Genomic DNA, 26,520 nt, shown 5'->3' with positions numbered 1-26,520 from the left:
TCTAGGCGAACTGCGGGTGCCGGCGCCTCTGAAGGGCACACGGGCGGGTCGGCTCCTATTTGGGCGTTCGGGGCCAAACCGCCAAGCCTTTTCCAAAAAGTGCAAATTGGGGGTTGCGCCCTTTGAAACCCGCTGTTAGTTGGCCCGCCTCACCCGCCGAGAGCGCTTCGAAACGCTCCCGGCCACGACGCCAGAGCGGGCGTAGCTCAGGGGTAGAGCACAACCTTGCCAAGGTTGGGGTCGAGGGTTCGAATCCCTTCGCCCGCTCCAGTCGCCGACCAGCGACTGCACTGTCGATGTCACGGCATCAGCCGTTTCCTCCCTTCCGACAAATGCCAGCGCATCGCGAGCGCCGCGCCGTCCGCATCCTGTGCGCGGATCGCCTCGACGATCGTCGCATGCTCGCGCACCATCGCCGCAATGGGCTCGGCCTCGCGGAGGCGGGCGATATCGACACCGGCGCGCATGATTCGCATCGTTTCCTCATGGAGGTGCTCGAACGCTTTCTCGAAGGCGGGGTTCGAGGTGGCGCGGAAGATCGCTCGGTGCAGCCGCCAATCCTCGTCATGCGCGGGATCGCTGGAGAGCAGCGCCTTGCGCAGATCGGCCATCGCCGATTCGATTTCCGCCAACTGGTCGGGCGAGCGCCGACGTGCCGCCAGTCGCGCGGCTTCCGATTCGAGCGCGAATCGCACCTCATAGGTGCCGAGCGTCGCCGAAAGCTCGTCGAAGGCCATGTGCGCGCCCAGCCGCAGCGACGGGCGGCGCATCACATAGGAGCCCGCCCCACGCCGCGCTTCGGTGATGCCATCGGCTGCCAGCCGCACCAGCGCCTCGCGTACCACGGTGCGCGACATGCCGAAGCTTTCAGCCAACCGCGATTCGGAAGGCAACCGGTCGCCAACGCTCAGGCCGCCCAGGATGATCTCGACAATGCGCGAATAGGCCTGGTCGGCGAGGCGCTGGTCGGAAGGTGCGTGGTTTCGCAGCATGATGCGCCACGATACTAAGCCGTTCGGAAATGGCGAGTCGTGCCATGGTCTTAGGAGAAGCCGATGTCCGCCACCCCCGCCCCTATCCGCATCGGCATCGGCGGCTGGACCTTCGAGCCGTGGCGCGGCACCTTCTATCCGAACAAGCTGCCGCAGAAGCGCGAGCTGGAATATGCCGCCGCCGCGCTCACCGCGATCGAGATCAACGGCACCTATTATTCCACCTTCAAGCCGGCGAGCTTCGCCGGCTGGGCCGCGGCGGCGCCCGACGGGTTCGTCTATACGGTGAAGGGATCGCGCTTCGTCACCAACCGCAAGGTGCTGGCGGAGGCAGGCGAATCGATCGCGCGCTTCTGCGGCCAGGGGCTGACCGAACTTGGCGACAGGCTCGGCCCGATCTTCTGGCAGTTCATGGCGACCAAGAAGTTCGACGCGGAGGATTTCGGCGCCTTCCTCAAGCTGCTGCCCGCCGAACAGGACGGCGTGACGCTGCGCCACGCGGTGCAGGTGCGCCATGACAGCTTCCAGACGCCCGAGTTCGTCGCCCTGTGCCGGGCGGCGGGCGTGGGAATCGTCTTCGCCGATTCGCCGCAATATCCGGCGATCGCCGATGTCAGCGGCGACTTCGTCTATGCCCGGCTCGAAGCCGGCGAGGACGACAACCCCTTCTGCTACCCCGAGGCCGATCTGCCGCGTTGGGTGAAGGCCGCCAAGACGTGGGCGGCGGGCGGCCAGCCCGAGGGGCTGCCCACCTTCGCCCCTGAGCCCGCGCCGGCACAGCCGCGCGAGACCTTCGTCTTCTTCATCCACGGCGGGAAGGTACGCGCCCCCGCGGGTGCCCAAGAGTTCATCCGCAGGCTAGGCTGAGCGGCGAACCCTTTGCGGCGTCGCTTCGTTGAGTGTTGGCAACCCCAGGAGGCCCAGCATGATTCACGATCCCGAACAGCAGAAGCCGCAGGACGACGAAGCCGAAGCGATGGAAGAGGCGCAGAAGGATGCCGCCGAGGAACGCGAGGAAGAAGGCGGCTATCAATGAGGTCCCGGGCGTGGCGGCGGGAGACCGTACGCCGCGCCCTGCCCCCGATGTCGGGCCTTTGCCGAGTTCGTTCAAGGCCTAGCCAAACCCCCAGGTAATTGATAATCACTCGCAGCATGAACGCCTCCGCTGCGATCCCCGTGCCCGTACGCCTCGCCCAGCTGCATCGCCATGCCCCCGGCACCGTAGCCGGAGTCGAATGGGACCGGCTCGCCGAACCCGAGGCGCGCCGCCTGCGCGAACTGGGCCTGGACGAGGGCGTGGAAGTCGAACTGCTCCACCGCTCCGGCCTGTTCGGTGGTCCCCTCGCCTGCCGCATCGGCCGGATGACGGTTGCGCTCCGCCGCCATGTCGCCGCCGCGATTCATGTGACGCCGCTGGCCAAACAGGCATGAACACGACGCCATTGGTTGCGCTGGTCGGCAATCCCAATGCCGGCAAGAGCGCGCTTTTCAATGCCCTCACCGGCGCGCGCCAGAAGGTGGGCAATTATCCCGGCGTCACCGTCGAGCGCCACTCGGGCCGCATGGCGCTGCCCGATGGCCGCCCGATCGAACTGGTCGACCTGCCCGGCGCCTACAGCCTCGATCCCGGCAGCCCCGACGAGCAGGTGACCCGCGACGTGCTGCTCGGCCGGCAGCAGGGCGAGCGGCTGCCCGACGCGATCCTCACCGTGGTCGACGCCTCCAACCTCGACAACCATCTCCGCTTCACGCTCCAGCTGATCGCGCTGGGCCTGCCGATCGTGGTGGCGCTCAACATGGTCGATCTCGCCGAGCGCGACGGCCTCAAGCTCGACGCGGAAGCGCTGGAGCGCGAGCTCGGCGTCCCCGTTGTCTCCACCGTCGCGGTGCGACGCCGCGGGCTCGATGCGCTCAAGGAGCGGATGGGCGAGATGGTCAAGGGCGTGACCAGGATACGCCCCTCGGCCGGCGTGCAGCACGACATCGTCCTGCTCCAGCGCCGCGCTCGCCAGATCGCCACCGCCGTGACGATTTCGGAAACCGCCGCGCGGCGCTGGACGCACCGGCTCGACGCGCTGTTCCTCCATCCGGTGGCCGGGCCGATCATCCTGCTCGGCACGATGTTCCTGATGTTCCAGGCGGTTTTCGCCTGGTCGCAGGTGCCGATCGGCTGGATCGAGGGCGGGATGAAGTGGCTCGGCGTCGAGGTCGGCAGTGCACTACCCGACGGCGTGTTCCGCTCGCTGATCGTCGACGGGGTGATCGCCGGCGTGGGCGCGGTGATCGTCTTCCTGCCGCAGATCCTGATCCTGTTCGCCTTCATCCTGGTGCTGGAGGCGACCGGCTATATGGTCCGCGCCGCCTTCCTGATGGACCGGGTGATGGCGAGCGTGGGGCTGTCCGGCCGCGCCTTCATTCCGCTGCTCTCCAGCTTTGCCTGCGCGGTGCCGGGAATCATGGCGACGCGCACCATCTCGGACGAGAAGGACCGGCTGACCACGATCCTGATCGCCCCGCTGATGACCTGCTCGGCGCGGTTGCCGGTCTACACCATCATCATCGGTGCGCTGATTCCCGATCGCGCGGTACTGCCGGGCGTGGGGCTGCAGGGGCTGGTGCTGTTCGCGCTCTACATCCTCGGTATCGTTGGCGCGTTCTGCGTGGCGTTGGTGCTGCGGCACACCGTCACCAAGGGCGCGACCTCGGGCTTCATGATGGAAATGCCCAAATATCAGTGGCCGAGCGCGCGCGACGTAGTGCTCGGGCTCTGGCAGCGCGCGCTGATCTTCCTCAAGCGCGCGGGCACGATCATCCTCTACACCACGGTGATCCTGTGGGCGCTGCTCAGCTTCCCCAAGCCGCCCGAGGGCAGCGGGATCTCCAAGGTCGATTATTCGATCGCCGGGCGGATCGGCAGCGGGCTGGAGAAGATCGTCGCGCCGATCGGCTTCAACCGCGACATGGCGCTGGCCGTGATCCCGGCGATGGCCGCGCGCGAAGTGGCGGTCGCGGCGATCGGCACCGTCTACGCGGTCGACAATCCCGATGACGAGGCGGGTGAAGAGTCGATCCGCGAGCAGCTCCAGAAGCATTGGAGCCTGCCGAGCGCCCTCGCCTTTCTGATGTGGTTCGTCTTCGCGCCGCAGTGCATCTCGACCATCGCGGTGACGCGGCGCGAGACCAACGGATGGAAATGGCCGGCCTTCATGATCGGCTATCTGTTCGCGCTCGCCTACATCGCGGCCGGCATCACCTACTGGAGCGCGGTGAGCCTCGGCCTCTAGCAATTGCATCGCGGGCGCGAAAACGGCAGAGGCAGGGGACTATGAGCACCGTCACCCCCGAACTCCGCGCAGCTGCGCTCGTCTCCAAGGCCTGGCCCTATGAAGAGGCCCGCAAGCTGCTCAAACGCTATCCGCAGATCGCAAGCGGCGGCGCGCCGGAGAAAGGCCATGTGCTGTTCGAGACTGGGTACGGCCCCTCGGGGCTGCCGCATATCGGCACCTTCAACGAAGTGCTGCGCACCACCATGGTCCGTCGAGCCTTCGAAAGCCTGTGCGACGTCCCCACCCGCCTGATCGCGTTCAGCGACGACATGGACGGCCTGCGCAAGGTGCCGGACAACGTGCCCAACCAGGCGATGCTGCGCGAGCATCTCGGCAAGCCGCTGACCCAGGTGCCCGATCCGTTCGAAAAGTTCGAAAGCTTCGCGCACAACAACAATGCCCGCCTGCGCGAATTCCTCGACCAGTTCGGCTTCGAGTACGAGTTCGCCTCGTCGACCGACTATTATACCGGCGGCCGCTTCGACGCCGCGCTGAAGGGCGTGCTGAGCCACTATCAGGGCATCATGGACGTGATGCTGCCGACGCTCCGCGCCGAGCGCCAGGCGACCTATTCGCCGGTGCTGCCGATCAGCCCCAAGACGGGCATCGTGCTGCAGGTACCGGTCGAGGTCGTCGATGCCGAGGCCGGCCTGATCGCCTTCGACGACGAGGGCGAGCGGATCGTGCAGAGCGTGCTCGGCGGCAAGGCCAAGCTGCAGTGGAAGGTCGACTGGGCGATGCGCTGGGTCGCGCTCGACGTCGATTACGAGATGGCGGGCAAGGATCTGATCGATTCGGTCACCCAGTCGGGTAAGATCGCTCGCGTGCTCGGCGGCCGCCCGCCCGAGGGCTTCAATTACGAGATGTTCCTCGACGAAAAGGGCGAGAAGATCTCCAAGTCCAAGGGTAATGGCCTCAGCCTCGAACAGTGGCTGACCTATGGTCCCGAGGAGAGCATCGCCTTCTACGCCTATCGCGAGCCGAAAAAGGCCAAGCAGCTGCATCTCGGCGTGATCCCGCGCGCGATCGACGAATATTGGCAGTTCCGCGGCAACTATGCCGGCCAGGCGGTCGAGCAGCGGCTGGGCAACCCGGTCCACCACATCCACAATGGCGAGCCGCCGGCCGAGACGCTGCCGGTCACCTTCGGTCTGCTGCTCAACTTGGTCGGCGTGATGGGCGAGGCGACCAAGGAGCAGGTCTGGGGCTATCTTACGAATTATGTCCCGGACGCGAATCCGGAAACTTATCCGGCGCTCGACCGTCTGATCGGCTATGCGCTCGCCTATGCCCGTGACTTCGTCGCACCGACGCTGAAGAAGCGGGCACCGGTAGGCGTGGAGATCGAGGCCTTGCAGCGGCTCGACGTCGAACTCGCTGCCCTGCCCGCCGACGCGACTGCCGAGGCGATCCAGGACCAGGTCTACGAGATTGGCAAGACCGGCGGCTTCGAGAATCTGCGCGACTGGTTCAAGGCGCTGTACGAGACGCTGCTCGGCTCCGAACAGGGGCCGCGCATGGGCAGCTTCATCGCGCTGTACGGTATCGAAAACAGCCGCAAGCTGATTGCCGAGGCGCTGGCGAAGGTGGCTTAAGAACGAGCCATATCCTCCCCCTGGCGGGGGAGGATACGCTACTGATCGAGAGGACCGAGACCATGCGACGCCGAATCCGCCATATCCGCTCGGCGACGCGGGCCTTCCTTCACGGCGAGGCGGCCGGGGGCATCTTTCTGATCGCCGCCGCCGCGCTGGCGATGCTCGCGGCGAACCTGCCGGGCATTTCCGAAACCTATTTCCACACGCTGCATCTGGAGACCGGCCCGGTGATCGCGCCGCTCTATGGGCCGATGACGGTGCATCTGTGGATCAACGACGGGCTGATGGCGGTGTTCTTCCTGCTCGTCGGGCTGGAGATCAAGCGCGAGTTCGTCGACGGGCGGCTGGCGAGCTGGGACCGCCGCCGCCTGCCAGTGATCGCCGCCGCCGCCGGCATGGCGGTGCCGGCGCTCGTCTATCTGCTGATCGCCGGGCGCACACCCGGCGTCACCAGCGGCTGGGCGATTCCGGCTGCGACCGACATCGCCTTCGCGATCGGCGTGCTGGCGATCCTCGGCAGCCGCGCGCCCGCCGCGCTCAAGCTGTTCCTGACGACGGTGGCGATCGTCGACGATATGGGCGCCGTCGCCATCATCGCGGTGGCGTACACGGCGCATATCGACCTGATCGCGCTGGCCGGAGCCGCAGTAGTGCTCGGCGTGATGATCGCCTGCAACCGCTTCGGTGTGCGCCACCTCGCCGTCTATCTGGCGCTGGCGGTGGTGCTGTGGGTGCTGGTGTTCCAATCGGGCGTGCATGCGACCATCGCTGGCGTCGCGGCGGCGATGACGATCCCGCTGGTCAAGTCGCCCGCCGCGCCCGACGCGGTGGACTCGCCGCTCCACCGGCTGGAGCATGCGCTGCATCCCTGGTCGGCGTTCCTGATTGTGCCGCTGTTCGGCTTCGCCAATGCCGGCGTATCATTTGAGGGCCTGTCGCCGGCGATCCTGCTCGAGCCGCTGCCGCTCGGCATCGCGGCCGGCCTGTTCCTCGGCAAGCAGCTCGGCATCTTCGGCAGCATCTGGCTGGCGGTGAAGACGGGCATCGCCAAGCGCCCGGGCAATGCCAGCTGGCGGCAGATCTACGGCGTGTCGCTGCTCGCCGGCATCGGCTTCACGATGAGCCTGTTCATCGGCGGCCTCGCCTTCCCCGGCAACGAACTGCTGGTCGACGAGGTGAAGATCGGCGTGCTGCTCGGCTCGATCCTGTCGGCGGTGGCGGGTTACGCGGTCCTGCGGTCGACCAGCACCGCGACCCCCAAGATCGCCAACCCGCCCAGCGCCAGCAGCGCACCGACCCAGCCGGTCGACGTCCAGCCGTAGCCGGCGGCAATCGCCAAGCCACCAAGCCAGGGGCCGAGCGCGTTGGCGGTGTTGAACGCCGAGTGGTTGAGCGCGGCGGCCAGCGCCTGCGCGTCGCCTGCCACGTCCATCAGCCGGGTCTGCAGCACCGGCCCCAGCGCCCCGGCAAAACCGATCGCGAAGACGTCGAGCGCCACCAGCGGCAGCGAATGCGCTGCCAGCGGGTAGAGCGCGAGGGCAATGGCGCTGGCGACCAGCAGCGCCGCGCCGGTCGGCATCAGCGCGCGATCGGCGAAGCGCGGCACGACGAGGTTGCCGCCGATCATCCCCAGGCCGAAGACCGCCAGCACCAGCGGCACGCCCCAAGGCGGGGTGCCGGTGACGTGCATCAGCGTCGAGGCGACATAGGTATAGACGCAGAACAAGCCGCCAAAGCCGATCGCGCTGACGCCGAGGGTGAGCCAGACCTGCCCGTTCGCCAGCGCGCGCAGTTCCCGCAAGGGAGTCGCGCCCTGCTGCGGGCGATCCTGCGGCGCCAGCCACAGCACCAGCAGCACGGTGAGCAGCGCCAGCGCGGCGACGATCGCAAAGCCCCAGCGCCAGCCCACCGCCTGGCCCAGCCAGTTGGCCGCCGGCACGCCCAGCACCGTCGCCGCCGACAGTCCGAGCATGATCCGCCCCACTGCCTGCGATCGCTGGTCGTTGGGCACCAGCGAGGCGGCGACCAGCGAGGCGATCCCGAAATAGGCGCCGTGCGGCAGGCCGCTAAGGAAGCGGAACAGCAGCATCCAGTGATAGGTGGGGGCCAGCGCGCTCAGCGCGTTGAACAGCGCGAAGCTCGCCATCAGCGCGATCAGTAGCGTCCGCCGCGACCATTTCGCCGCGGCCACGGCCAGCAGCGGCGCGCCCACCACCACGCCCAGCGCATAGGCGCTGATCACATGGCCAGCGGTCGGCTCGTCGATGCCGAGGCCCTTGGAGAAATAGGGCACCAGGCTCATCGTCGCGAATTCGGTGGTGCCGATCGCGAACCCGCCCATGGCGAGCGCGAAATGGACCAGACCCGGCGAGCGGGTGGCGGAGCGTTGAACGGGAGCGTGCACGAACTGCAAATGGGTTTGCTGCAGTGCAGCGTCAACTGCGATCGCGGCCGCGCTGCCTGCAAATAGCGCAAGCCAAATCAGGGTGTTGGCGTATCCGCTGTCTGTTCGCGATCCAGCAGCCGGGTGAATACCGCCTGCGCCAGCGCCGCCACCAGCGGGCCGACCAGCAACCCGCCGAACCCGAACGCCTCCACGCCGCCCAGCGTGGAGATCAGGACGATGAAGTCCGGCATCTTCGTCTCCGACCCGATCAGGATCGGCCGCAGGATGTTGTCGACCATGCCGATCACGAACAGGCCGCACAGCACCAGCGCAATCCCCTGCACCATCTGGCCGCTGGCGAACAGGTATAGCGCCACTGGCACCCACACCAGCCCGGTGCCGACCGCAGGCAGTAGCGCGGCGACCGCCATGACGATGCCGAGCAGCAGCCAGCTCTGGACGCCGAGGATCGCCAGCACGACCGCGCCGACGGCACCCTGCGCCAGCGCGACGAGGATGCCGCCCTTCACCGTCGCGCGCACCACCGTGACGAAGGTGGAGGCGATGACCGCCTGATAGCCCGCATCGATCGGCGCCAGCACGGCGAAGCGGCGGGCGAGCTTCTCGCCGTCGCGCAGGAAGAAGAACCCGAGATAGAGGATCACCGTCACGGAAAGCAGCAGGTTGAGAATGCCTCCGCCCACCGCGAGCGCCTGGTTGGCGAAGGCGGGGATGCCCTGCGAGACGCCCGCGGCGATCTTCGCCTGGATCGTCGCGAACTCGCCGAGCCCGACCCGTGCCAGCAGCCCGCGAAGGCTCTCCGGCAGGTGCGCGACCATGCCTTCCAGCGCTGCCGCCGGGTTGAACCGCCCGCTTGCCACGCTTTGCGCGAAGCTGCCGATCTGGTCCACGGCGACGATCGCGAGCAGCGCCATCGGCAGCAACAGCGTCAACGACATCACCGCCAGGGCGATCAACGCCGCGCGGTTGGGCTGGCCAGGATGCCGTGTCAGGTACCAGCGCTGGACCGGCTGGAACAGGATGGTCCCGACGATGCTCCACAGGATTTCGTCCAAAAACGGCAGGAAGACGCGCAGGCAGAGCAGCGCAAGGCCGACCACCACAACCGGCAGGGCCATCGCTCGCACCCAGTTCGTCGTCGTCATGCGTCGTTTCCTCGCCACGGTAGTGGCGGGGGCGTAGCGGGCGGGCGTGGCTTTCGTCCAGCCGCATGGCGGCGGCTTGCTCCCGGCGATGAAGCCGTTACACGGGTAACCGTGGCATCCTCCACCCCTTCGGCCGGCGACGGCGCGCGAGCCCGGCTCGTTCACGCGCTCGGCGAAGTCGCGGGCGGTGACCGCAAGGCGCTCAAAACCGTCTATGATCTGACGGCGGCGAAGCTGATGGGCGTTTGCCTGCGTATCTGCCAGGACCGCGAGGCCGCAGAGGATGTGATGCAGGAAGTGTATCTGAAGGTGTGGGACAGGGCAGGGCGCTTCGACGCGTCGCGCGCCAGCCCGATCACCTGGCTGTGCACGATTGCCCGCAACACCGCGATCGACTGGCGCCGGGCGCGCGGGCTGGGCGAAACCGCCCCGGTCGAGGCCGCGCTGGAGCTGCCCGATGGCCGCCCCTCGGCCGAGGCGCTGCTCGAAGCCGGGGAGACGCGGGCGCGCATCTTCGATTGCCTGGAGGCGCTGGAGGAAAAGCCGCGCGGGGCGATCCGCGCCGCCTTCTTCCACGGCCGCACCTATCCCGAACTTGCCGCCGCCGCCGCGGTGCCGCTCGGCACGATGAAGAGCTGGATCCGGCGCGGGCTGCTGCAATTGCGGGGGTGCCTCGGCGATGGCTGAGCCGCTGCGCCCCGAAGAGGAAGACATCGCGCTCGCGGCCGAGCTGGCCTTGGGGCTGCTGGAAGGCGAGGACCTCGCCGCTGCCCGCCGCCGGCAGCTGGCGGACCCCGCCTTCGCGGCGGCCGTTGAACGCTGGGTACTCGATTTCGCGCCGCTGGCGCTGGGCGGGCTCGATGCGCCGGTCTCGGCCGGGCTGTGGCAGCGGATCGAGGCGCGACTCCCCGGCGAGGATCACGGCACCGTCGTCGCATTGCGACGCTGGCGGGCGACCGCGATCGCCACCAGCGCGGCTGCGGCGGTGCTGCTCGCCATCCTGCTGCTGCGCCCGGTGCCGCAGCCGGTGGTGATGCCGCCGCCGCCGGTCGTCGTCGCACAGATCACCGGCACGGGGAGCGCCGCCTTCGCCGCGCGCTACGATGCCGATGCGGGCATGCTGCATGTCCGCACCGAGGCAATGCCGTCCAGCCGCCGCGCGCCCGAGCTGTGGGTGATCCCGGCGGGCGGCAAGCCGGTGTCGCTCGGCCTGGTCGCCGCGCAGGGCAACCGTGACGTCGCGGTGACGCCGGCCCACCGCGCGCTGCTCGCTGAGGGCGCGACGCTGGCGGTGACGATGGAAGATGCCGCCACCGCGCCGCATGCCGGCCCCAGCGGCCCGCCGGTCGCGGCAGGAAAAATCACCATTCTTTAAGATTCGCTGCATCCGGGGCGCAGGCCGTCCCGTAGCTCCGTCGCATCTCCGCAAAGAGGGGTGCGTAGCAAGAGGAAGCTAGAAGATGCGCAAGACCCGTCTCGCCTCGGCCACCGGAATCGTCGGTGCCGCGCTGCTCGCCACCGGCGCGGTTGCCGCCGTGCAGAACTTCCCGATGGTCGGCGGTGCCGCGATGTACCCGACCAAGAACATCGTCCAGAATGCGGTGAATTCGAAGGATCACACCACGCTGGTCGCCGCCGTGAAGGCCGCCGGGCTGGTCGACACGCTGTCGGGCCCGGGTCCGTTCACCGTCTTCGCGCCGACCAACGCCGCGTTCAAGAAGCTGCCGGCCGGCACCGTGGATACGCTGCTCAAGCCCGAGAACAAGGCGACGCTGACCAAGATCCTCACCTACCATGTCGTCGCCGGCAAGATGAGCGCGGCGCAGATCGCGGCCAATGCCAAGGCGCATGGCGGCAAGGCGACGCTCACCACGGTCGAAGGTGACCCGATCACGATCATGAAGGGCCCGAGCGGCGGCTGGTGGATCCAGGACGCCAAGGGCGGCAAGGCCAAGATCACCATTGCCGACGTCAACCAGTCGAACGGCGTGATCCACGTGATCGACAGCGTCCTCATGCCCTGAGGCTGTCGAGGGGTCTCGCGCGCTCCCCCCTTTGGGCGAGGCCCCGGCCCGCCGGCGACCCTCCTTGCCGGCGGGCCTACCCGTTTACAGGCCGAGCCATTCCAGCGGCGCGGGCAGGTCGGCCGTCGTATAGTCCACTTGCAATACGCGGCGATGGCGGGCAGCGCTGCTCGCGGCCGAGGCATGGAGGATGGGCGTGTGATAGGCCCAGATATCGCCTGCGTCGGCGAGACACGTCGCGGTGCCGCATGCCGCGACTGCCTTCGCGATCTCCGCTTCCGGCACACGCCCGAGCCGATGTGAACCGGGGGCGACAAGGAGCGGCGCGTTTTCCTCCGGCACCGGATCGAGATGAATCCGCACCGTCACCATGGAGTCGAGAACAGCGAAGGGCGGCTCGACATGGAGCAGGCCCTGCTTGGTCGACCATGGGCCATAGCCGGGAACATCCGCGCGTGCGCGGACGGCGATGGTGCGATCCTGATGCCAGCCCAGCGCCCAGTTGTTCGCCGCGCTCTTGTCGAACCAGATCGCGCGCACCGGCCGGGTCGCGGGGCCCAGATGTTCAGCGGCTGCCGCGCCCAACGCATCGGATGCAAGCAACTCGGCGAGACCATCGACGCCGTGCAGCCGCAGCCCGGCCCTGTCTGCCGGCAGCGCCTCAGCCAGCGCCCGTAGCCGGCCAAGAAAAGGGGCGGCCGCACCGGCAAGGTGCGCCGCCCCATCGCGTTCGAAATCGAGCGTCACGCCTGGCTCAGAGCTTTTCGGTCAGTTCCGGCACCAGCGTGAACAGGTCGCCGACCAGGCCGATGTCCGCCACCTGGAAGATGGGGGCGTCTTCGTCCTTGTTGATCGCGACGATCGTCTTCGAATCCTTCATGCCGGCGAGGTGCTGGATCGCACCCGAGATGCCGACCGCGACATAGACCATCGGCGCGACGATCTTGCCGGTTTGGCCGACCTGATAGTCGTTGGGCGCATAGCCTGCGTCCACCGCCGCGCGGCTGGCGCCGACCGCGGCACCCAGCTTGTCCGCCAGCGGATCGATCAGCGCGTGGAACTGCTCCTGCGAGCCCAGCGCGCGGCCACCCGATACGATGATCTTGGCGCTGGTCAGCTCCGGACGCTCCGACGTCGCGATCTCCGAGCCGGCAAAGGTCGAGAGACCCTTGTCGCCCGCCGCCGCCACGGCTTCCACCGTGCCGCTGCCGCCGGTCGCCGCCGCCTTGTCGAACGCGGTACCGCGCACGGTGATCACCAGCTTCTTGTCGCTGGTCTGCACGGTGGCGATCGCGTTGCCGGCATAGATCGGCCGGGTGAAGGTGTCCGGACCCTCGACCGAGAGGATGTCCGAGAGCTGCATCACGTCGAGCGCGGCGGCAACGCGCGGCGTCACGTTCTTGCCCGTGGTGGTCGCCGGGAACAGCACCGCGTCATGGCTGTCCATCAGCTGGACGACCAACGGCGCGACATTCTCGGCGAGGAAATGCTCATAGGCCGCATCATCGGCGACATGAACCTTGCCCACGCCCGCGATCTGCGCAGCGGCCTCGGCCACGGCCGAGACGCCCTTGCCGGCGACGAGCAGGTGCACGTCACCCAGCTTTGCCGCCGCGGTGACGGTGGAGAGCGTTGCGTCCTTGACGCTCTGATTGTCGTGTTCGACCCAAACCAGCGTCTTCATCACGCGACTCCCATGCCCTTGAGCTTCTCGACCAGTTCGTCGACCGAACCCACCTTGATGCCCGCCTGACGCTTGGCCGGCTCGACCACCTTGAGCGTCTTGAGGCGCGGGGTGACGTCGACGCCATAATCGGCGACGGTCTTCTTCGCGACCGGCTTGGTCTTCGCCTTCATGATGTTCGGCAGCGTCGCATAGCGCGGCTCGTTGAGGCGGAGATCGGTGGTGACGATCGCCGGCATCTTCAGGTCCACGGTCTCGAGGCCGCCGTCGATTTCGCGGGTGACCTTCACGCGCTCGCCGTCGATCTCGACCTTCGAGGCGAAGGTGCCCTGCGCCCAGCCGAGCAGCGCGGCGAGCATCTGGCCGGTCTGGTTCGAATCGTCGTCAATCGCCTGCTTGCCGAGGATGATCAGCCCGGGCTGTTCCTCTTCCGCGACCTTGGCGAGCAGCTTGGCGACTGCCAGCGGCTCGACCTCGTCATCGGTCTGGATCAAGATGCCGCGATCGGCACCCATGGCGCGCGCGGTGAGCAGCACATCGGTCTCCGCCTTGGCGACGCCGATGGTGACGACGACGATCTCGGTCGCTGCGCCCTTTTCCTTCAGCCGCACCGCTTCCTCGATCGCGATCTCGTCGAAGGGGTTCATGCTCATCTTGACGTTCGCCAGATCGACGCCCGTCCCGTCCGCCTTCACGCGGGGTTTCACGTTGTAATCAAGCACGCGCTTGACCGGTACCAAGACCTTCATTCGCATCCTTCCTGTCTGCCAGGGTTATCCCCGGACAATTGGGTTACGTTTACGCGAACGTCAACTGCTCGCAAGCGATTCGGCGTACGCCTGCATCAGCGTGCCGAAGGATTCCGGGGGCGGAAATTTTGGATAGCGGTGCGAAGCGCCCGTCGCGGCCCAGGGCAACGCTTCCTCGGTGTAGGTCTCGAAGAAGGGCTGGGCGGACATCGGCGCATCGAGAATCGTCGTGCGGATGTTCACAAAGGCGTCGAGGCCCTCAGGCCGGGTGAACAGCCAGCTCTTGCAATGCTCGCAGTGGAAATGGCGGGTGGCGCCGTGGAGGCCACCGATCACCGGCTCGCCTTCGATCACCGCGAAGCTTTCCGCCGGGTAGAGGCCGCTCAGCGAATAGGCGCTGGCGGTCATGCGCTGGCAGCCGGTGCAGTGACAGGCCATGGTGACGAGCGCATCGCCCGTCACCCGGAACCGCACGCGGCCGCAGCGGCAGCCGCCCTCGACCGACTTGCCAGTCGGGGCGGCCGTGTCGCTCACGCGACCTTCTTGACCTCCGCCACGATCTTCTGGGCGGCGTCGCCCAGGTCGTTGGCGGGAACGATCGCGAGGCCCGAATTGGCCAGGATGTCCTTGCCCTGCTGCACGTTGGTGCCTTCCAGGCGGACGACCAGCGGCACCGACAGGTTCACTTCCTTGGCAGCCGCAACGATGCCCTCTGCGATGATGTCGCAGCGCATGATGCCGCCGAAGATGTTAACCAGGATGCCCTTCACCGCCGGGTCGCTCAGGATGATCTTGAACGCCGCGGTGACCTTCTCCTTGTTCGCGCCGCCGCCGACGTCGAGGAAGTTGGCCGGGAACATGCCGTTCAGCTTGATGATGTCCATCGTGGCCATCGCCAGGCCGGCGCCGTTGACCATGCAGCCGATGTCGCCGTCGAGCTTGATATAGGCGAGGTCGTACTTCGACGCCTCGAGCTCCATCGGATCCTCTTCGGTCTCGTCGCGCAGTTCCATCAGGTCCTTGTGACGGAACATCGAGTTCGAATCGAAGCCGACCTTGGCGTCGAGCACCATCAGCTTGTTGTCTTCGGTGACGGCGAGCGGGTTGATCTCGATCTGCGAGGCGTCGGTGCCGAGGAAGGCGTTGTACACCTTGCCGGCCAGGCTCTGCGCCTGCTTGGCGAGATCGCCCTCGAGGCCCAGCGCCTTGGCGACGGCGCGGCCGTGGTGCGGCATGAAGCCGGTCGCGGGATCGACGTCGAAGGTGTGGATCTTCTCCGGCGTATCATGCGCGACGGTTTCGATGTCCATGCCGCCTTCGGTCGAGACGACGAACGCGACTCGGCCGGTGGCGCGATCGACCAGCAGCGCGAGGTAGAATTCCTTGGCGATGTCGACGCCGTCGGTGACGTACAGGCGGTTGACCTGCTTGCCGGCAGCGCCGGTCTGGATCGTCACGAGGGTGTTGCCGAGCATCTCGGTCGCGGCGTGACGGACTTCGTCCTCGGTCTTGGCGAGGCGGACACCGCCCTTGGCTTCGGCCGGCAGTTCCTTGAACTTGCCCTTGCCGCGGCCGCCGGCATGGATCTGCGCCTTCACGACATAGAGCGGTCCAGGCAGCTTCTTCGAGGCTTCGACGGCCTCCTCGACGCTCATCGCGGCAAAGCCGGCCGGCACGGGCACGCCGTACTTCGCGAGCAGTTCCTTGGCCTGATATTCGTGGATGTTCATGGGAGCAGTCCGCCTTTTCAAGGGAACGGGGAAAGGATCGCGCCCGCCTAAGCACAGCGCGCGCGCGAAATCCACCCTTTTAGGGATTATTGCGATTGCGAATGGTTTGCAACATGGGGCGTCATCCGGATGGAGCGCGAAGCCTTAGGCTCGGCGGGCTTACCATTCGGTGAAGTGGGGAGGGGGTGTGCGCCCTCTCGGCGCAGACCTCGTCCCCATCGCCGCAACAACCCCTCCCGCCTCGCCGAAGCGGGAGGGGGAAGAAGCATCAAGCCTCGGTCGTCGCCTTCACGATCTTGCCCGGCTTCGCGGGCGGCTCACCCTTGGGCAGCGCGTCGACATGCTCCATGCCTTCGATCACTTCGCCCCAGACGGTGTACTGGCCGTCGAGGAAGGTCGCGTCGTCGAGGCAGATGAAGAACTGCGAATTGGCGCTGTTCGGGTTGTTGGTGCGCGCCATCGAGCAGACGCCGCGGACATGCGGCTCCTTCGAGAATTCCTGCGCCAGGTCCGGCTTGTCCGAACCGCCCATGCCGGTGCCCGAGGGATCGCCGCCCTGTGCCATGAAGCCGTTGATCACGCGGTGGAAAATCACGCCGTCATAGAAACCTTCGTCGGCCAGGCCGGCGATGCGCGCGACATGGTTCGGCGCCAGATCGGGGCGCAGGCGGATGCGGACGTCGCCGGTATCGAGCGTGAGTACGAGGGTAGTGGGTTCGGCCATGGGGCACCTCTTCTCTAAAACTGGAACGAAGCCCTAAGCGGTGCGCTGCCGACTTGCAAATCCCCGCCGGGGATGGCAGCGCCCCCGCCACGGGGCCGCAGCACGGGAGGTCGGACGGTGAGCGAGACCGAACTGCACGAAGAGGCCGCCGCGCCCGAGAGCCAGCTCGACGAGGACGATCGGCTCAAGCCCGAATTCGTCAGCGCGGTGCTCGATGCGGTGGACCAGGGCAATGACGAGGCCGCGCACATGCTGGTCGCGCCGCTCCACCCCGCCGACATCGCCGACCTGATCGAGCTGGTGCCGTCCGAGCGGCGCGCCGACGTGGTCACCGCGATTTCCGACCTGATCGACGGCGACGTGCTCGCCGAGATGAACGACTGGGTGCGCGAGGCGCTGGTCGACGCGCTCGAGCCGCACCAGGTGGCGAACCTCGCCGCCGAGCTCGATACCGACGACGCCGTCGCGATCATCGAGGACATGGACGTCGAGGACCAGCGCGAGGTGCTCCGCGCGCTCGACCCCGACGATCGCGCCGCGATCGAGGAAGCGCTGTCCTACCCCGAGGAATCCGCCGGCCGCCTGATGCAGCGCGAGCTGATCGCGGTGCCCGAGCATTGGACCGTCGGCGACGTGCTCGGCTATCTGCGCGGCAATGACGAGCTGACCACCGATTTCTGGGAAATTTTCGTCGTCGATCCCTCGCACAAGCCGATCGGCACCTGCGAGCTCTCCTGGATCCTGCGCACCCCGCGTGGCATCACGATCAGCGACGTGATGAAGCGCGAACAGACGCTGATCCCGATCGACATGGATCAGGAGGAAGTGGCGCTGCGCTTCCAGAAATATGCGCTGATCTCGGCTGCGGTGGTCGATCTCAGCGGGCGGCTGGTCGGCATGATCACGGTGGACGACATCGTCCATATCATCTCGCAGGAAGCCGGCGAGGACATCCTCCGCCTGTCCGGCGCCGGTGAGGGCGACATCAACGAGCCGGTGCTGCTGACGGTGCGGACGCGGCTGACCTGGCTGTTCGTCAATCTCGGCACGGCGATGCTCGCGGCGTCGGTGGTCGGGCTGTTCCAGGGCGAGATCGCCAAGTTCGCGCTGCTCGCGGTGCTGATGCCGATCGTCTCCGGCATGGGCGGCAATGCCGGCACCCAGACGCTGGCGGTGGTGGTCCGCGCGATCGCGACCAACCAGCTGACCGAATCGAACACTTTGCGGATGATCTGGCGCGAGCTGCGCATCGCCGCCGCCAATGGCGCGACGCTGGGGCTGGCGATCGGGGCAGGGACGATGCTGGTCTATGGCATCCCTTGGCTGGCGGCGGTGATCGCCGCGGCGATGGTGATCAACAATGTGATTGCGGGGCTTTCCGGGGTGCTGATCCCGGTAACGCTGGATCGGCTGCGCGTCGACCCCGCGGTTTCCTCCGCGGTGTTCGTCACGATGATGACCGACGTGATGGGCTTCTTCTCGTTCCTCGGCCTCGCGACCCTGGTGGGGCTGGGCAGCTGACTTGATCGCGGGGCGCCCACTGCCCAAATCGGCGGCGTGCCACTCCATCTCACCAAGGTCGCCTTTGCCTGCGACAGCGTCGATTTCCTGCGATCCCGGCTCGAGGCGCGCGCTGCGGCGGGCGGCGTCGCGCTGACCACCCGCTACCTGCCCAAGCGGCACGCGGAGATCGACGGCGGTTCGCTGTTCTGGATTCTCAAGCACCAGCTGATCGGCCGCTCGCCGATCCTCGGCTTTGGCGAGGCCGAGGGCGGCCGCACCGCGATCCTGCTGGAGCCCAAGCTGGTGCTGGTCCAGGCGCGGCCCAAGCGGGCGCACCAGGGCTGGCGCTATCTCGAAGCGGCCGATGCGCCGCCGGATCTGGGCGATCTGGAGGGCGGGGCGGACGAACTGCCGCCGTCTCTGATGGGCGAGCTGGCCGGGCTGGGCTTGCTATGATCTCTAAGCCCCTCCCCTTCAGGGGAGGGGCTTGGGGTGGGGCAGTGTCTCACCGAGACCAACGTACGTTCTGAAATCCCTCCACCCCAACCCCTCGTCCAAGGAGGAGGGGCTAAGCGATGCTTACACCGCCTCCGCCCGCAGCGGCCGGCTGAGCAGTGCGTCGATCACCTCGGCAACCGGCGCGCCTTCGAGCAGCGCGTTGACCGCCAGCGTCACCGGCATCTCCACGCCTGCTTCGGCCGCCGCCTCGCGCAGCACTGGTGCGGTGAACGCGCCCTCGGCGACCGTCTTGCGGTCCGACAGCAGCTCGGCCGCGCTGCGGCCCTGGCCGAGCCCCACGCCCAGCGAGAAATTGCGCGAATTGGTCGAGGAGCAGGTGAGCACCAGGTCGCCGAGCCCCGAAAGCCCGGTCAGCGTCTCTGCCTGTGCGCCGCGCGCCAGGCCGAAGCGCGTCATCTCGGCGAAGCCCCGCGCGATCAGCGCCGCGCGGGCATTGAGGCCGAGCCCGGCCCCCTCCACCACCCCGCAGGCGATCGCGAGCACGTTCTTCACCGCCCCGCCGATCTCTGCGCCGATCACGTCGGCCGAGGCGTAAGGCCGGAAGGCGGGCGCGCCGAGCCGGTCGCTTAGCCGGGTACGCAGGTCTGCATCCTCGCACGCCAGGGTCACCGCCGTTGGCTTTCCCGCCGCGACTTCGTGCGCGAAGGTGGGGCCGGACAGCACCGCGATCGGCGCCTCGGGCGCGACGCTGCGGGCGACTTCGCCGACCAGCAGCCGGGTGCCCGCCTCGATTCCCTTGGCGCAGAGCACCATCGGCGTCGCGCCGACCGACATCTCCGCCAGCACCGAACGGACATGCTGCGCCGGCGCCACCACCAGCAGCGCGTCGCAGCCGCCAAGGTCGCCCAGGCTGCCGGTCGCGCGTATGCTGGGCGAGAGCGGTACGCCGGCGAGGAACTGGCGGTTCTCGTGGATAGCGTTGATGCTCTCCACCACCTCCGGCTCGCGCGCCCAGAGCAGTACGGGCGCATCGCCGCGTGCCGCCACCTGCGCCAGCGCGGTGCCCCAGGCGCCGCCGCCGATCACCCCGATCTTCATGCCTTCACTCCTGCACCGCGTACCTTTTCCGCATCCGGATCGAGCGGCCAGCGCGGCCGCGCCGGCACGTCGAGCGGATCGGTGAGGCCTTGGGCAAAACGCTCGGCGCCGGCCCAGGCGATCATCGCGGCATTGTCGGTACACAGCCACAAGGGCGGCGCGACGAAGGGCAGGGCGTGCTCGCCGGCGAGTGCCTCCAGCGCGGTCCTTACCGCCGTGTTGGCCGCGACGCCGCCCGCGACGACCAGCGCGGTCGGCCGCGTGATCGCCAGCGCCAGCCGGGTGCGATCGACCAGGCAATCGACCACCGCCTGCTGGAACGAGGCGGCGAGATCCTCGGCGCTATAATCGTTCACCGCGCGCGCGACCGCGCTTTTGAGGCCTGCAAAGGAGAAATGCGGCTCGCCCGAACCGACCAGCGGGCGCGGCAGCGGCACGGCTTTGGGGTTGCCGCGCTCGGCGGCCTTCTCCACCGCCGGGCCGCCGGGAAAGCCGAGGCCGAGCAGCTTGGCGGTCTTGTCGAAGGCCTCGCCCGCGGCATCGTCGATCGTCGTCGCCAGCCGGCGATAGCGATTGACGCCCTCGACCAGCAGCAACTGGCAATGCCCGCCCGATACGAGCAGCAGCAGATAGGGAAATTCGAGGCGGCGGTCGCCGAGTCGGGGCGAGAGCGCATGCCCCTCCAGATGATTCACCGCGATCAGCGGTTTGCCCGCGGCAAGCGCCAGCGCCTTGCCGGTGACGAGACCCACCATCACCCCACCGATCAGCCCGGGGCCTGCGGTGGCGGCGATCGCGTCGACATCGGCCAGCGTCACGCCTGCCTCTTCCAACGCCGCCTCGATCAGCGGCCCCAGCATCTCGACATGCGCGCGCGCGGCGATCTCGGGCACCACGCCGCCATAGGGCCGGTGCGCCTCTTCCTGGCGCGCGAGCTTGTGCGCGCGGATCGTGCCGTCGCTTTCCACCAAGGCCGCCGCGGTTTCGTCGCAGCTCGATTCAAGTCCGAGGATGAGTGCCATGCATCCCATCTAAGCCGCTTGGCGGCAGGGTCCAGAGGCGGGGAGGCGTTTGGATACGCGAAGACCCCCATTGCTCTCGCTTTCGCGCGACCCTAGCACCTGCCCCATGACTGCACTTCGCATCGGCACGCGCGGCTCCCCGCTCGCTCTTACCCAGGCCCATATGGTTCGCGATGCGCTCAAGGCCGCGCACGGCATTGAGGGCGAGATCGTCGTCGTCCGCACCACCGGCGACAAGGTGCAGGACCGTCCGCTCGCTGAGATCGGCGGCAAGGCGTTGTGGACCAAGGAGCTCGATCGCGCGCTGCTGGCTGGCGAGATCGACTGCGCGGTGCATTCGATGAAGGACGTGGAGACGGTCCGCCCCGAAGCGATCGCGATCGCCGCGATGCTGCCCCGCGCCGATGTGCGCGACCGGCTGGTCGGTGCCGAATCGCTCGCCGCGCTCAAGCCCGGCGCGGTGATCGGCACCGCCTCGCCGCGCCGCGCCGCGCAGGTGAAGCGGCATCGGCCGGATCTGACCACCGTGCTGTTCCGCGGCAATGTCGACACGCGGCTCGCCAAGCTGGCGGCGGGCGAAGCGGATGCGACGCTACTCGCCTCGGCGGGGCTGGAGCGGCTGGGACGCTTCGATGTGGGTCATGTGCTTCCCACCAACGTGATGCTACCCGCACCCGCCCAGGGCGCGGTCGGGATCGAGGCGCGCGCCGACGATTCGCGGATGCTCGGGCTGCTCGCCGCGATCGACCATCCGAAGACGCGCGCCTGCGTGCTGGCCGAACGCGCGCTGCTCGCCGCGCTGATGGCCGATTGCCATTCGCCGGTGGCTGCGCTGGCGGCGATCGAAGGCGCGATCCTCACCATCGAGGCCGAACTCTACGCCGTCGACGGCAGCGCGCATGTCCATGGCATGATCGAAGGCGCGCCCGAGGACGCGATGCTGCCGGCGACGCTCGCCCGCGACCTGCTCGACCGCGCGCCCGATGCCGTACGCGCGCTGTTCGCCGGATGAGCCGCGCCATCGCGGTACTGCGGCCCGAGCCCGGCAACCGCATCACCGCCGCCGCCGTCGAAGGGCGCGGGCGCACCGCGATTCGCCTGCCGCTGTTCGAGACGCGGCCGCTGGCGTGGGAGGTGCCCGATCCGGCGGCCTATGACGCGCTGATCCTGACCAGCGCCAATGCAGTGCGCTGGGCGGGGCAGGGGCTCGGCGCCTTGCGGGCTTTGCCCGTCCTCGCGGTGGGGGAGGCCACCGCCTCCGCCGCGCGGCGCGCCCATCTCGACGTCGTCGCCGTCGGCGATGCCGGTGCGGCGGCGGTGGTCGCGCAGGCCGAGGCGGAAGGCATACGGCGTGCCCTGCACCTGGCGGGCCGCGAGCGGACGCTGGAGGCGGGCGGCATCGTCGCCGCGGTGCTCCCGGTCTATGCCAGCGAGGTGCTGCCGGTCACCGCCGAGCAGGTCGCGGCGCTCGTTGGCTGCGTCACGCTGGTCCAGTCGGCCCGTGCGGGCGCGCGGCTGGCGGAGATCGTTCCCGACCGGCGCGCCGTCCTTCTCGCAGCGATCAGCGAAGCCGCCGCGCAAGGGGCGGGACAGGGCTGGCGAGCGACCGCGATCGCCCCGCGGCCCGAAACCGAAGCGCTGATCGACCTCGCCATCGCGCTCGCCGATTGACCCGGGGGGCCCGCGCGGCGAAAAGGGCGGCCATGAGCGACGAGCCCCTGGCGCCCGAGCCGGTCCGAACCCTGAGTCCGCGCCGCAACCGAATGATCCCCGTAGGCGTGGGTTTCCTTGCCGGCGTCGCGCTGACTGCGGGCGCGATCGAGCTTGCCGGCCCGCATCTCACGACCACGGCGGCGGATACCGCCAAGCCGACCGCTGCCGCATCGCCGGCGATCCAGCCCCTGAAGGTGCCGCCGCCGGTGCTCGCCCCCGCCACCGACGTGGCGACGCTCGACGCCCGCGAAAGCCAGCTCGCCGCCCGGCTCGATGCGCTGGAAGTGGAGCTGCGCCAGGCCGACGAGAGCGCGCGCAATGCTGCGCAATATTCCACCCAGGCCGAACGGCTGATGATCGCTGCCGCGGTGCGCCGCGCGGTCGAGCGCGGCCAGCCGCTGGGCAGCCTGGAGCAGCAGCTCCGCGCCCGTTTCGGCGAGCGTCATCCGCAGGCGGTGGGGGCGATCGTCGCCGCCGCCAGCGATCCGCTGACCATCGAAGACCTGCGCATCGCGCTCGACACGATCGCGCCGCGGCTCGGCACCGGGCCGGACGACAGCCTGTGGGTGCGGATCCGCAGCTTCGTGGGCGATCTGTTCGTGCTGCACCAGGTCGGCATGCCGAGCCCGCGCCCAGCCGAGCGCCTGCGCCGCGCCCGCAGCGCGCTGGCCGCCGGCAATGTCGAAACCGCGATCGCCGAAGTGGCGCACATGCCCGGCGCTTCCGTGGCGGAAGGCTGGACCAGCGCCGCCGCCCGCTATGTGAACGCCCGCAAGGCACTGGACGAAATAGAGAAGGCGGCAGCTGCAACGCCGCCCAAACCCCCGGTCGTGGCGCAGGCAGCCGCCCCCGCCCCGGCACCGGAGACACCGAGGAACGACTGAAATGGCAGAAATGGGCCGGTTCGACTGGCAGGATCCGTTCGGGCTCGACGGCGAGCTAACCGACGAAGAGCGGATGGTGCGCGACGCCGCACGCGATTATGCGCAGGGCGAGCTGCTCCCGCGCGTCACCTCCGCCTATCTGGAGGAGCGGTTCGACCGCGAGATCATGACCGAGATGGGCGCGCTGGGTCTGCTCGGCCCGACGATCCCGGAAACCTATGGCGGGGCCGGGCTCGGCTATGTCGCCTATGGCCTGGTCGCGCGCGAAGTGGAGCGCGTCGATTCGGGCTATCGCTCGGCGATGAGCGTGCAATCGAGCCTCGTGATGCACCCGATCCATGCGTACGGCAGCGAGGAGCAGCGGCGGAAATACCTGCCCAAGCTCGCGAGCGGCGAATGGGCCGGCTGTTTCGGGCTGACCGAACCGGACGCTGGCTCCGATCCCGCCGGCATGCGCACCCGCGCCGAGAAGATCGATGGCGGCTACCGGATCACCGGCGCCAAGATGTGGATCACCAATTCGCCGATTGCCGACGTGTTCGTCGTCTGGGCGAAGAGCGATGCGCATGACGGCGCGATCCGCGGCTTCGTGCTCGAACGCGGCATGAAGGGGCTCACCAGCCCGAAGATCGAGGGCAAGCTGAGCCTGCGCGCCTCGGTGACCGGCGAGATCGTGATGGACGGCGTGGAAGTGGGCGAGGACGCCCTGCTCCCCAACGTCCAGGGGCTGAAGGGCCCGTTCGGCTGTCTCAACCGCGCGCGCTACGGCATCGCCTGGGGCACGATGGGCGCGGCCGAGGCCTGCTTCCATGCCGCGCGGCAATATACGCTGGATCGCCACCAGTTCGGCCGGCCGCTCGCCGCGACCCAGCTGGTCCAGCTCAAGCTTGCCAATATGGAGACCGAGATCGCGCTCGGGCTGCAGGCGGCGCTCCGCTGCGGGCGGATGTTCGACGCTGGCACGCTCAGCCCTGAGGCGATCAGCATCATCAAGCGCAACAATTGCGGCAAAGCGCTCGATATCGCCCGTGTCGCGCGCGACATGCACGGCGGTAACGGCATCTCGGCCGAATTCCACGTGATCCGCCATGCAATCAACCTTGAGACGGTGAACACGTACGAGGGCACCCACGACGTGCACGGGCTGATCCTCGGCCGGGCGATCACCGGCATCGCGGCGTTCTGATGGACCTGCAGCCGGTCCTTCTCGGCACCACGGTCGACCTCCGGCCGACGGTGGCGGAGGACTGGGACGCCCTGTACGCAGCCGCGTCCGATCCGCTGATCTGGGAGGTGCATCCGGAGCCGAACCGCTGGCAGGAGGCGGCTTTCCGCACCTATTTCGAGCGCGCGCTCGAAAGCGGCGGCAGTCTCACGATTCGAGACCGTGAGACGGGGGACGTGATCGGCGCGAGCCGCTACGTCTATCCTGACCCGGTGCGTGACGAAATCGAGATCGGCTTCACCTTCCTCGTCCGCAGCCGCTGGGGCGGGAGCTGCAACCGGGAAGTGAAGCAGCTGATGCTCGATCATATCCACTGCACTGTCGGCGCGGCGGTGTTCGCCGTCGGCCGCGACAATGTTCGCTCGCGGCGGGCGATGGAGAAGATCGGCGGCGTGCTGCAGGCTGGGCGGCACGAGCGCGGTAACGGGCAGTGGCTCGCCGACCACGTCTTCTACCGGATCGCGCGCCCGTGAAGCCGCTCGCCGGCATTAAGGTCGTCGAGCTTGCCCGCATCCTCGCGGGACCCTGGTGCGGGCAGCTGCTCGCCGATTTGGGCGCCGAGGTGGTCAAGGTCGAGCGGCCGGGGGCAGGGGACGATACCCGTCACTGGGGCCCGCCCTTCCTCCACGATGCCGAGGGCACGAACCGCGATGCCGCCTATTTCCACGCCTGCAACCGCGGCAAGACGAGCATCGGCATCGACATCGCCACGCCCGAGGGCCAGGCGGCGGCCGAGGCGCTGATCGCCGATGCCGATGTGGTGATCGAGAACTATAAGGTCGGCGGGCTGGTGAAGTACGGGCTCGACGCCGCCAGCCTGCGCGCCGCCGATCCGCGGCTGATCGTCTGCTCGATCACCGGTTTCGGCCAGACCGGGCCCTATGCGGCGCGCGCCGGCTATGACTTCATCATCCAGGGCATGGGTGGGGCGATGAGCCTCACCGGCGAACCCGACGGCGCGCCGCAAAAGGCGGGCGTCGCCTATGCCGACATCTTCACCGGCGTCTATTCGGCCGTCGCGATCCTCGCGGCGCTGCGTCGGCGGGACGTGGAGGGCACAGGCGCCCATATCGACATGGCGCTGCTCGACACCCAGGTGGCGGTGCTGGCGAACCAGGCGCTCAACTGGATGGCGAGCGGCAAGGTGCCCCACCGCATGGGCAACGGCCATGCGAACCTCGTTCCCTACCAGGCCTTTGCCTGCCGCGACGGCGAGCTGATCGTGGCGGTGGGCAATGATTCGCAGTTCGCCAAGCTCTGCGCGATCCTGGGCCTCGATCTGGCGCGCGATCCGCGCTTTGCCACCAACCCGGCGCGAGTCTCGAATCGCGACGTGCTGATCCCGCAGCTCGCGCGCGCGATCCTCGATTGGGCCAAGGCCGATCTCTATGAGGCCCTGGAGGCACAGGGCGTGCCCGCTGGGCCGATCAATCGCGTCGACGAGGTGTTCGCCGATCCGCAGGTCATCGCCCGCGGCATGGCGATCGTGCGCGAGGGGTTGCCGGGCCTCGCCAGCCCGATCACGATCGACGGCGAACGCATGGTGGCGGACCGGGCAAGCCCGGCCCGCCCTCAAATTGCCGGGTAGCGCAGGCGGCCGATGAAGCGGGAGAGGCTCGGCCGGTTGGTCGTGCGGTTGACGAACCCGGCCTTGGCCTTTTCGAAGCGCATGATCCCGTCGATCCGGCGGGCGAGGAAGGCGCGGGTGTCTGCCCATTCCTCGCTCTCGTCCTGGACGAACACGGCGATCGTCGCGGCATAGACGCTGCCGAGCGTTATCCGCTTGGTATAGTGGTTATAGTCGGTCGCGGTGTCGCCCGCCGCCCGCCACATCGCATCGGCCGCGCGCCAGCCGAGCTTGCTGGCGCGAGTAAGGTTCTGCGGCATGGCGAGGATCGCCAGCGCCCGGCGCAGCGCGTCGCGATAGGGGGCGAGCAGCGCCAGCCGCGCCTCGACCAGCGCGGTGATGCGCGCGCGGATCTTCATCCCCGCCAGCGCCTCGGGCGAAAGTTCGTCGAGCATCGCGCGGTCGATGTGCGCGAACCAGGCGTCGATCATCGCCAGCGGGCCGTCGGAGAAGGCGAGTCGCGCCACGTCGCGGTCGACCCCCATGCCGTCGGCGGTGGCATCGAGCGCGCGCTGGTTCCAGCCGTCGAAGGCGGCGTTGGCGGCAAGCGACGGCGCAAGCGCCGCGCGCAGTTCGTCGAGGGTGGCGTCGGCGAGATCCATGGGACTGA

Annotated in this window: 28 protein-coding genes and 1 tRNA gene; 17 read left to right on the top strand and 12 right to left on the bottom strand. The window is 68.4% G+C overall.

The window, feature by feature from the left end; translation table 11 throughout:
- Positions 1-195: 195 nt before the first annotated feature.
- Positions 196-270, top strand: a tRNA-Gly gene (locus ACTJKY_RS02375).
- Positions 271-299: 29 nt separating this feature from the next.
- Here the strand turns inward: ACTJKY_RS02375 and ACTJKY_RS02370 are convergent.
- Positions 300-992: a FadR/GntR family transcriptional regulator gene (locus tag ACTJKY_RS02370; RefSeq protein WP_440843954.1), complete on the bottom strand. Its 693-nt coding sequence runs from the start codon at positions 990-992 to the stop codon at positions 300-302.
- Between the two features lie 63 nt (positions 993-1,055).
- On the opposite strand from ACTJKY_RS02370, the gene ACTJKY_RS02365 reads away from it, so the two are divergent.
- From ACTJKY_RS02365 to nhaA, 5 genes are all read left to right on the top strand, one after another.
- Entirely contained in the window at positions 1,056-1,859 is an 804-nt protein-coding gene (locus tag ACTJKY_RS02365) for a DUF72 domain-containing protein (protein ID WP_440843952.1), read from the top strand.
- Positions 1,860-2,144: 285 nt separating this feature from the next.
- Complete coding sequence (locus ACTJKY_RS02360) at positions 2,145-2,423, top strand: FeoA family protein (RefSeq protein WP_440843950.1); 279 nt, start codon at positions 2,145-2,147, stop codon at positions 2,421-2,423.
- Positions 2,420-4,276, top strand: coding sequence for a ferrous iron transporter B (gene feoB / locus ACTJKY_RS02355; protein WP_440843948.1), 1,857 nt, complete (start codon positions 2,420-2,422; stop codon positions 4,274-4,276). Before ACTJKY_RS02360 ends, feoB begins: the two co-directional genes overlap by 4 nt.
- A gap of 41 nt (positions 4,277-4,317) precedes the next feature.
- A complete protein-coding gene (locus ACTJKY_RS02350; protein ID WP_440843946.1) occupies positions 4,318-5,913 on the top strand; it encodes a lysine--tRNA ligase in 1,596 nt (531 codons plus the stop codon).
- 62 nt (positions 5,914-5,975) lie between these two features.
- Entirely contained in the window at positions 5,976-7,238 is a 1,263-nt protein-coding gene (nhaA, locus tag ACTJKY_RS02345) for a Na+/H+ antiporter NhaA (protein ID WP_440843944.1), read from the top strand.
- Here nhaA and ACTJKY_RS02340 read toward each other — a convergent pair.
- Both ACTJKY_RS02340 and ACTJKY_RS02335 read right to left on the bottom strand, forming a co-directional pair.
- Positions 7,139-8,257, bottom strand: a complete 1,119-nt coding sequence (locus tag ACTJKY_RS02340) for an MFS transporter (RefSeq protein ID WP_440845205.1) — start codon at positions 8,255-8,257, stop codon at positions 7,139-7,141. The two genes, nhaA and ACTJKY_RS02340, sit on opposite strands and share 100 nt — an antisense overlap.
- A gap of 140 nt (positions 8,258-8,397) precedes the next feature.
- The gene (locus ACTJKY_RS02335) at positions 8,398-9,468 is read right to left on the bottom strand and encodes an AI-2E family transporter (RefSeq protein ID WP_440843942.1); all 1,071 of its coding nucleotides are present in this window, start codon (positions 9,466-9,468) and stop codon (positions 8,398-8,400) included.
- A gap of 111 nt (positions 9,469-9,579) precedes the next feature.
- On the opposite strand from ACTJKY_RS02335, the gene ACTJKY_RS02330 reads away from it, so the two are divergent.
- The 3 genes from ACTJKY_RS02330 to ACTJKY_RS02320 all read left to right on the top strand — a co-directional run bounded on the left by ACTJKY_RS02330 (position 9,580) and on the right by ACTJKY_RS02320 (position 11,492).
- Positions 9,580-10,155, top strand: coding sequence for a sigma-70 family RNA polymerase sigma factor (locus ACTJKY_RS02330; protein WP_440843940.1), 576 nt, complete (start codon positions 9,580-9,582; stop codon positions 10,153-10,155).
- A complete protein-coding gene (locus tag ACTJKY_RS02325) occupies positions 10,148-10,843 on the top strand; it encodes an anti-sigma factor (protein ID WP_440843938.1) in 696 nt (231 codons plus the stop codon). The genes ACTJKY_RS02330 and ACTJKY_RS02325 overlap by 8 nt, the downstream gene beginning before the upstream one ends.
- A gap of 85 nt (positions 10,844-10,928) precedes the next feature.
- Positions 10,929-11,492, top strand: a complete 564-nt coding sequence (locus ACTJKY_RS02320) for a fasciclin domain-containing protein (protein ID WP_440843936.1) — start codon at positions 10,929-10,931, stop codon at positions 11,490-11,492.
- Between the two features lie 84 nt (positions 11,493-11,576).
- Here the strand turns inward: ACTJKY_RS02320 and ACTJKY_RS02315 are convergent, their stop codons facing one another.
- The 6 genes from ACTJKY_RS02315 to ACTJKY_RS02290 form a co-directional block, all read right to left on the bottom strand.
- On the bottom strand, positions 11,577-12,239 hold the full coding sequence (locus ACTJKY_RS02315) for a phytanoyl-CoA dioxygenase family protein (protein WP_440843935.1): 663 nt from the start codon (positions 12,237-12,239) through the stop codon (positions 11,577-11,579).
- Positions 12,240-12,246: 7 nt separating this feature from the next.
- Positions 12,247-13,176 carry an electron transfer flavoprotein subunit alpha/FixB family protein gene (locus tag ACTJKY_RS02310; RefSeq protein WP_440843933.1) on the bottom strand — a complete coding sequence of 310 codons (930 nt, stop codon included), beginning with the start codon at positions 13,174-13,176 and terminating at the stop codon, positions 12,247-12,249.
- Positions 13,176-13,925, bottom strand: a complete 750-nt coding sequence (locus tag ACTJKY_RS02305) for an electron transfer flavoprotein subunit beta/FixA family protein (protein WP_440843931.1) — start codon at positions 13,923-13,925, stop codon at positions 13,176-13,178. Before ACTJKY_RS02305 ends, ACTJKY_RS02310 begins: the two co-directional genes overlap by 1 nt.
- 60 nt (positions 13,926-13,985) lie before the next feature.
- The gene (locus ACTJKY_RS02300) at positions 13,986-14,459 is read right to left on the bottom strand and encodes a GFA family protein (protein WP_440843929.1); all 474 of its coding nucleotides are present in this window, start codon (positions 14,457-14,459) and stop codon (positions 13,986-13,988) included.
- Positions 14,456-15,655, bottom strand: a complete 1,200-nt coding sequence (sucC, locus tag ACTJKY_RS02295) for an ADP-forming succinate--CoA ligase subunit beta (protein WP_440843928.1) — start codon at positions 15,653-15,655, stop codon at positions 14,456-14,458. Before sucC ends, ACTJKY_RS02300 begins: the two co-directional genes overlap by 4 nt.
- A gap of 268 nt (positions 15,656-15,923) precedes the next feature.
- Positions 15,924-16,379, bottom strand: coding sequence for a peptidylprolyl isomerase (locus ACTJKY_RS02290; protein ID WP_440843926.1), 456 nt, complete (start codon positions 16,377-16,379; stop codon positions 15,924-15,926).
- Between the two features lie 117 nt (positions 16,380-16,496).
- On the opposite strand from ACTJKY_RS02290, the gene mgtE reads away from it, so the two are divergent.
- Positions 16,497-17,900, top strand: a complete 1,404-nt coding sequence (gene mgtE / locus ACTJKY_RS02285) for a magnesium transporter (RefSeq protein ID WP_440843924.1) — start codon at positions 16,497-16,499, stop codon at positions 17,898-17,900.
- Between the two features lie 36 nt (positions 17,901-17,936).
- Positions 17,937-18,338, top strand: coding sequence for a DUF1489 family protein (locus ACTJKY_RS02280; protein ID WP_440843922.1), 402 nt, complete (start codon positions 17,937-17,939; stop codon positions 18,336-18,338).
- 123 nt (positions 18,339-18,461) lie between these two features.
- Here ACTJKY_RS02280 and ACTJKY_RS02275 read toward each other — a convergent pair whose 3' ends face one another.
- Positions 18,462-19,439: an NAD(P)H-dependent glycerol-3-phosphate dehydrogenase gene (locus tag ACTJKY_RS02275; RefSeq protein ID WP_440843920.1), complete on the bottom strand. Its 978-nt coding sequence runs from the start codon at positions 19,437-19,439 to the stop codon at positions 18,462-18,464.
- Positions 19,436-20,461: a tRNA (adenosine(37)-N6)-threonylcarbamoyltransferase complex transferase subunit TsaD gene (tsaD, locus tag ACTJKY_RS02270; RefSeq protein WP_440843918.1), complete on the bottom strand. Its 1,026-nt coding sequence runs from the start codon at positions 20,459-20,461 to the stop codon at positions 19,436-19,438. Before tsaD ends, ACTJKY_RS02275 begins: the two co-directional genes overlap by 4 nt.
- Positions 20,462-20,567: 106 nt before the next feature.
- Between tsaD and hemC the strand changes: the two genes are divergently transcribed.
- The 6 genes from hemC to ACTJKY_RS02240 are packed head-to-tail and all read left to right on the top strand — an operon-like array spanning position 20,568 to position 25,871.
- Complete coding sequence (gene hemC / locus ACTJKY_RS02265) at positions 20,568-21,473, top strand: hydroxymethylbilane synthase (protein WP_440843916.1); 906 nt, start codon at positions 20,568-20,570, stop codon at positions 21,471-21,473.
- On the top strand, positions 21,470-22,132 hold the full coding sequence (locus ACTJKY_RS02260) for a uroporphyrinogen-III synthase (protein WP_440843915.1): 663 nt from the start codon (positions 21,470-21,472) through the stop codon (positions 22,130-22,132). Before hemC ends, ACTJKY_RS02260 begins: the two co-directional genes overlap by 4 nt.
- Positions 22,133-22,164: 32 nt before the next feature.
- A complete protein-coding gene (locus ACTJKY_RS02255) occupies positions 22,165-23,058 on the top strand; it encodes a hypothetical protein (protein ID WP_440843913.1) in 894 nt (297 codons plus the stop codon).
- Position 23,059: 1 nt separating this feature from the next.
- Positions 23,060-24,244, top strand: coding sequence for an acyl-CoA dehydrogenase (locus ACTJKY_RS02250; protein ID WP_440843911.1), 1,185 nt, complete (start codon positions 23,060-23,062; stop codon positions 24,242-24,244).
- A complete protein-coding gene (locus tag ACTJKY_RS02245) occupies positions 24,244-24,756 on the top strand; it encodes a GNAT family N-acetyltransferase (RefSeq protein ID WP_440843909.1) in 513 nt (170 codons plus the stop codon). The genes ACTJKY_RS02250 and ACTJKY_RS02245 overlap by 1 nt, the downstream gene beginning before the upstream one ends.
- Entirely contained in the window at positions 24,753-25,871 is a 1,119-nt protein-coding gene (locus ACTJKY_RS02240) for a CaiB/BaiF CoA transferase family protein (RefSeq protein WP_440843907.1), read from the top strand. The genes ACTJKY_RS02245 and ACTJKY_RS02240 overlap by 4 nt, the downstream gene beginning before the upstream one ends.
- On the opposite strand, the gene ACTJKY_RS02235 is transcribed toward ACTJKY_RS02240, so the two are convergent.
- Positions 25,856-26,512: a COQ9 family protein gene (locus ACTJKY_RS02235; RefSeq protein ID WP_440843905.1), complete on the bottom strand. Its 657-nt coding sequence runs from the start codon at positions 26,510-26,512 to the stop codon at positions 25,856-25,858. The genes ACTJKY_RS02240 and ACTJKY_RS02235 overlap by 16 nt on opposite strands.
- Positions 26,513-26,520: the final 8 nt, after the last annotated feature.

The organism is Sphingomonas sp. 22176 (genome assembly GCF_052045505.1).
GTDB lineage: Bacteria > Pseudomonadota > Alphaproteobacteria > Sphingomonadales > Sphingomonadaceae > Sphingomonas.
This window is presented reverse-complemented; position numbering and strand designations above follow the sequence as displayed.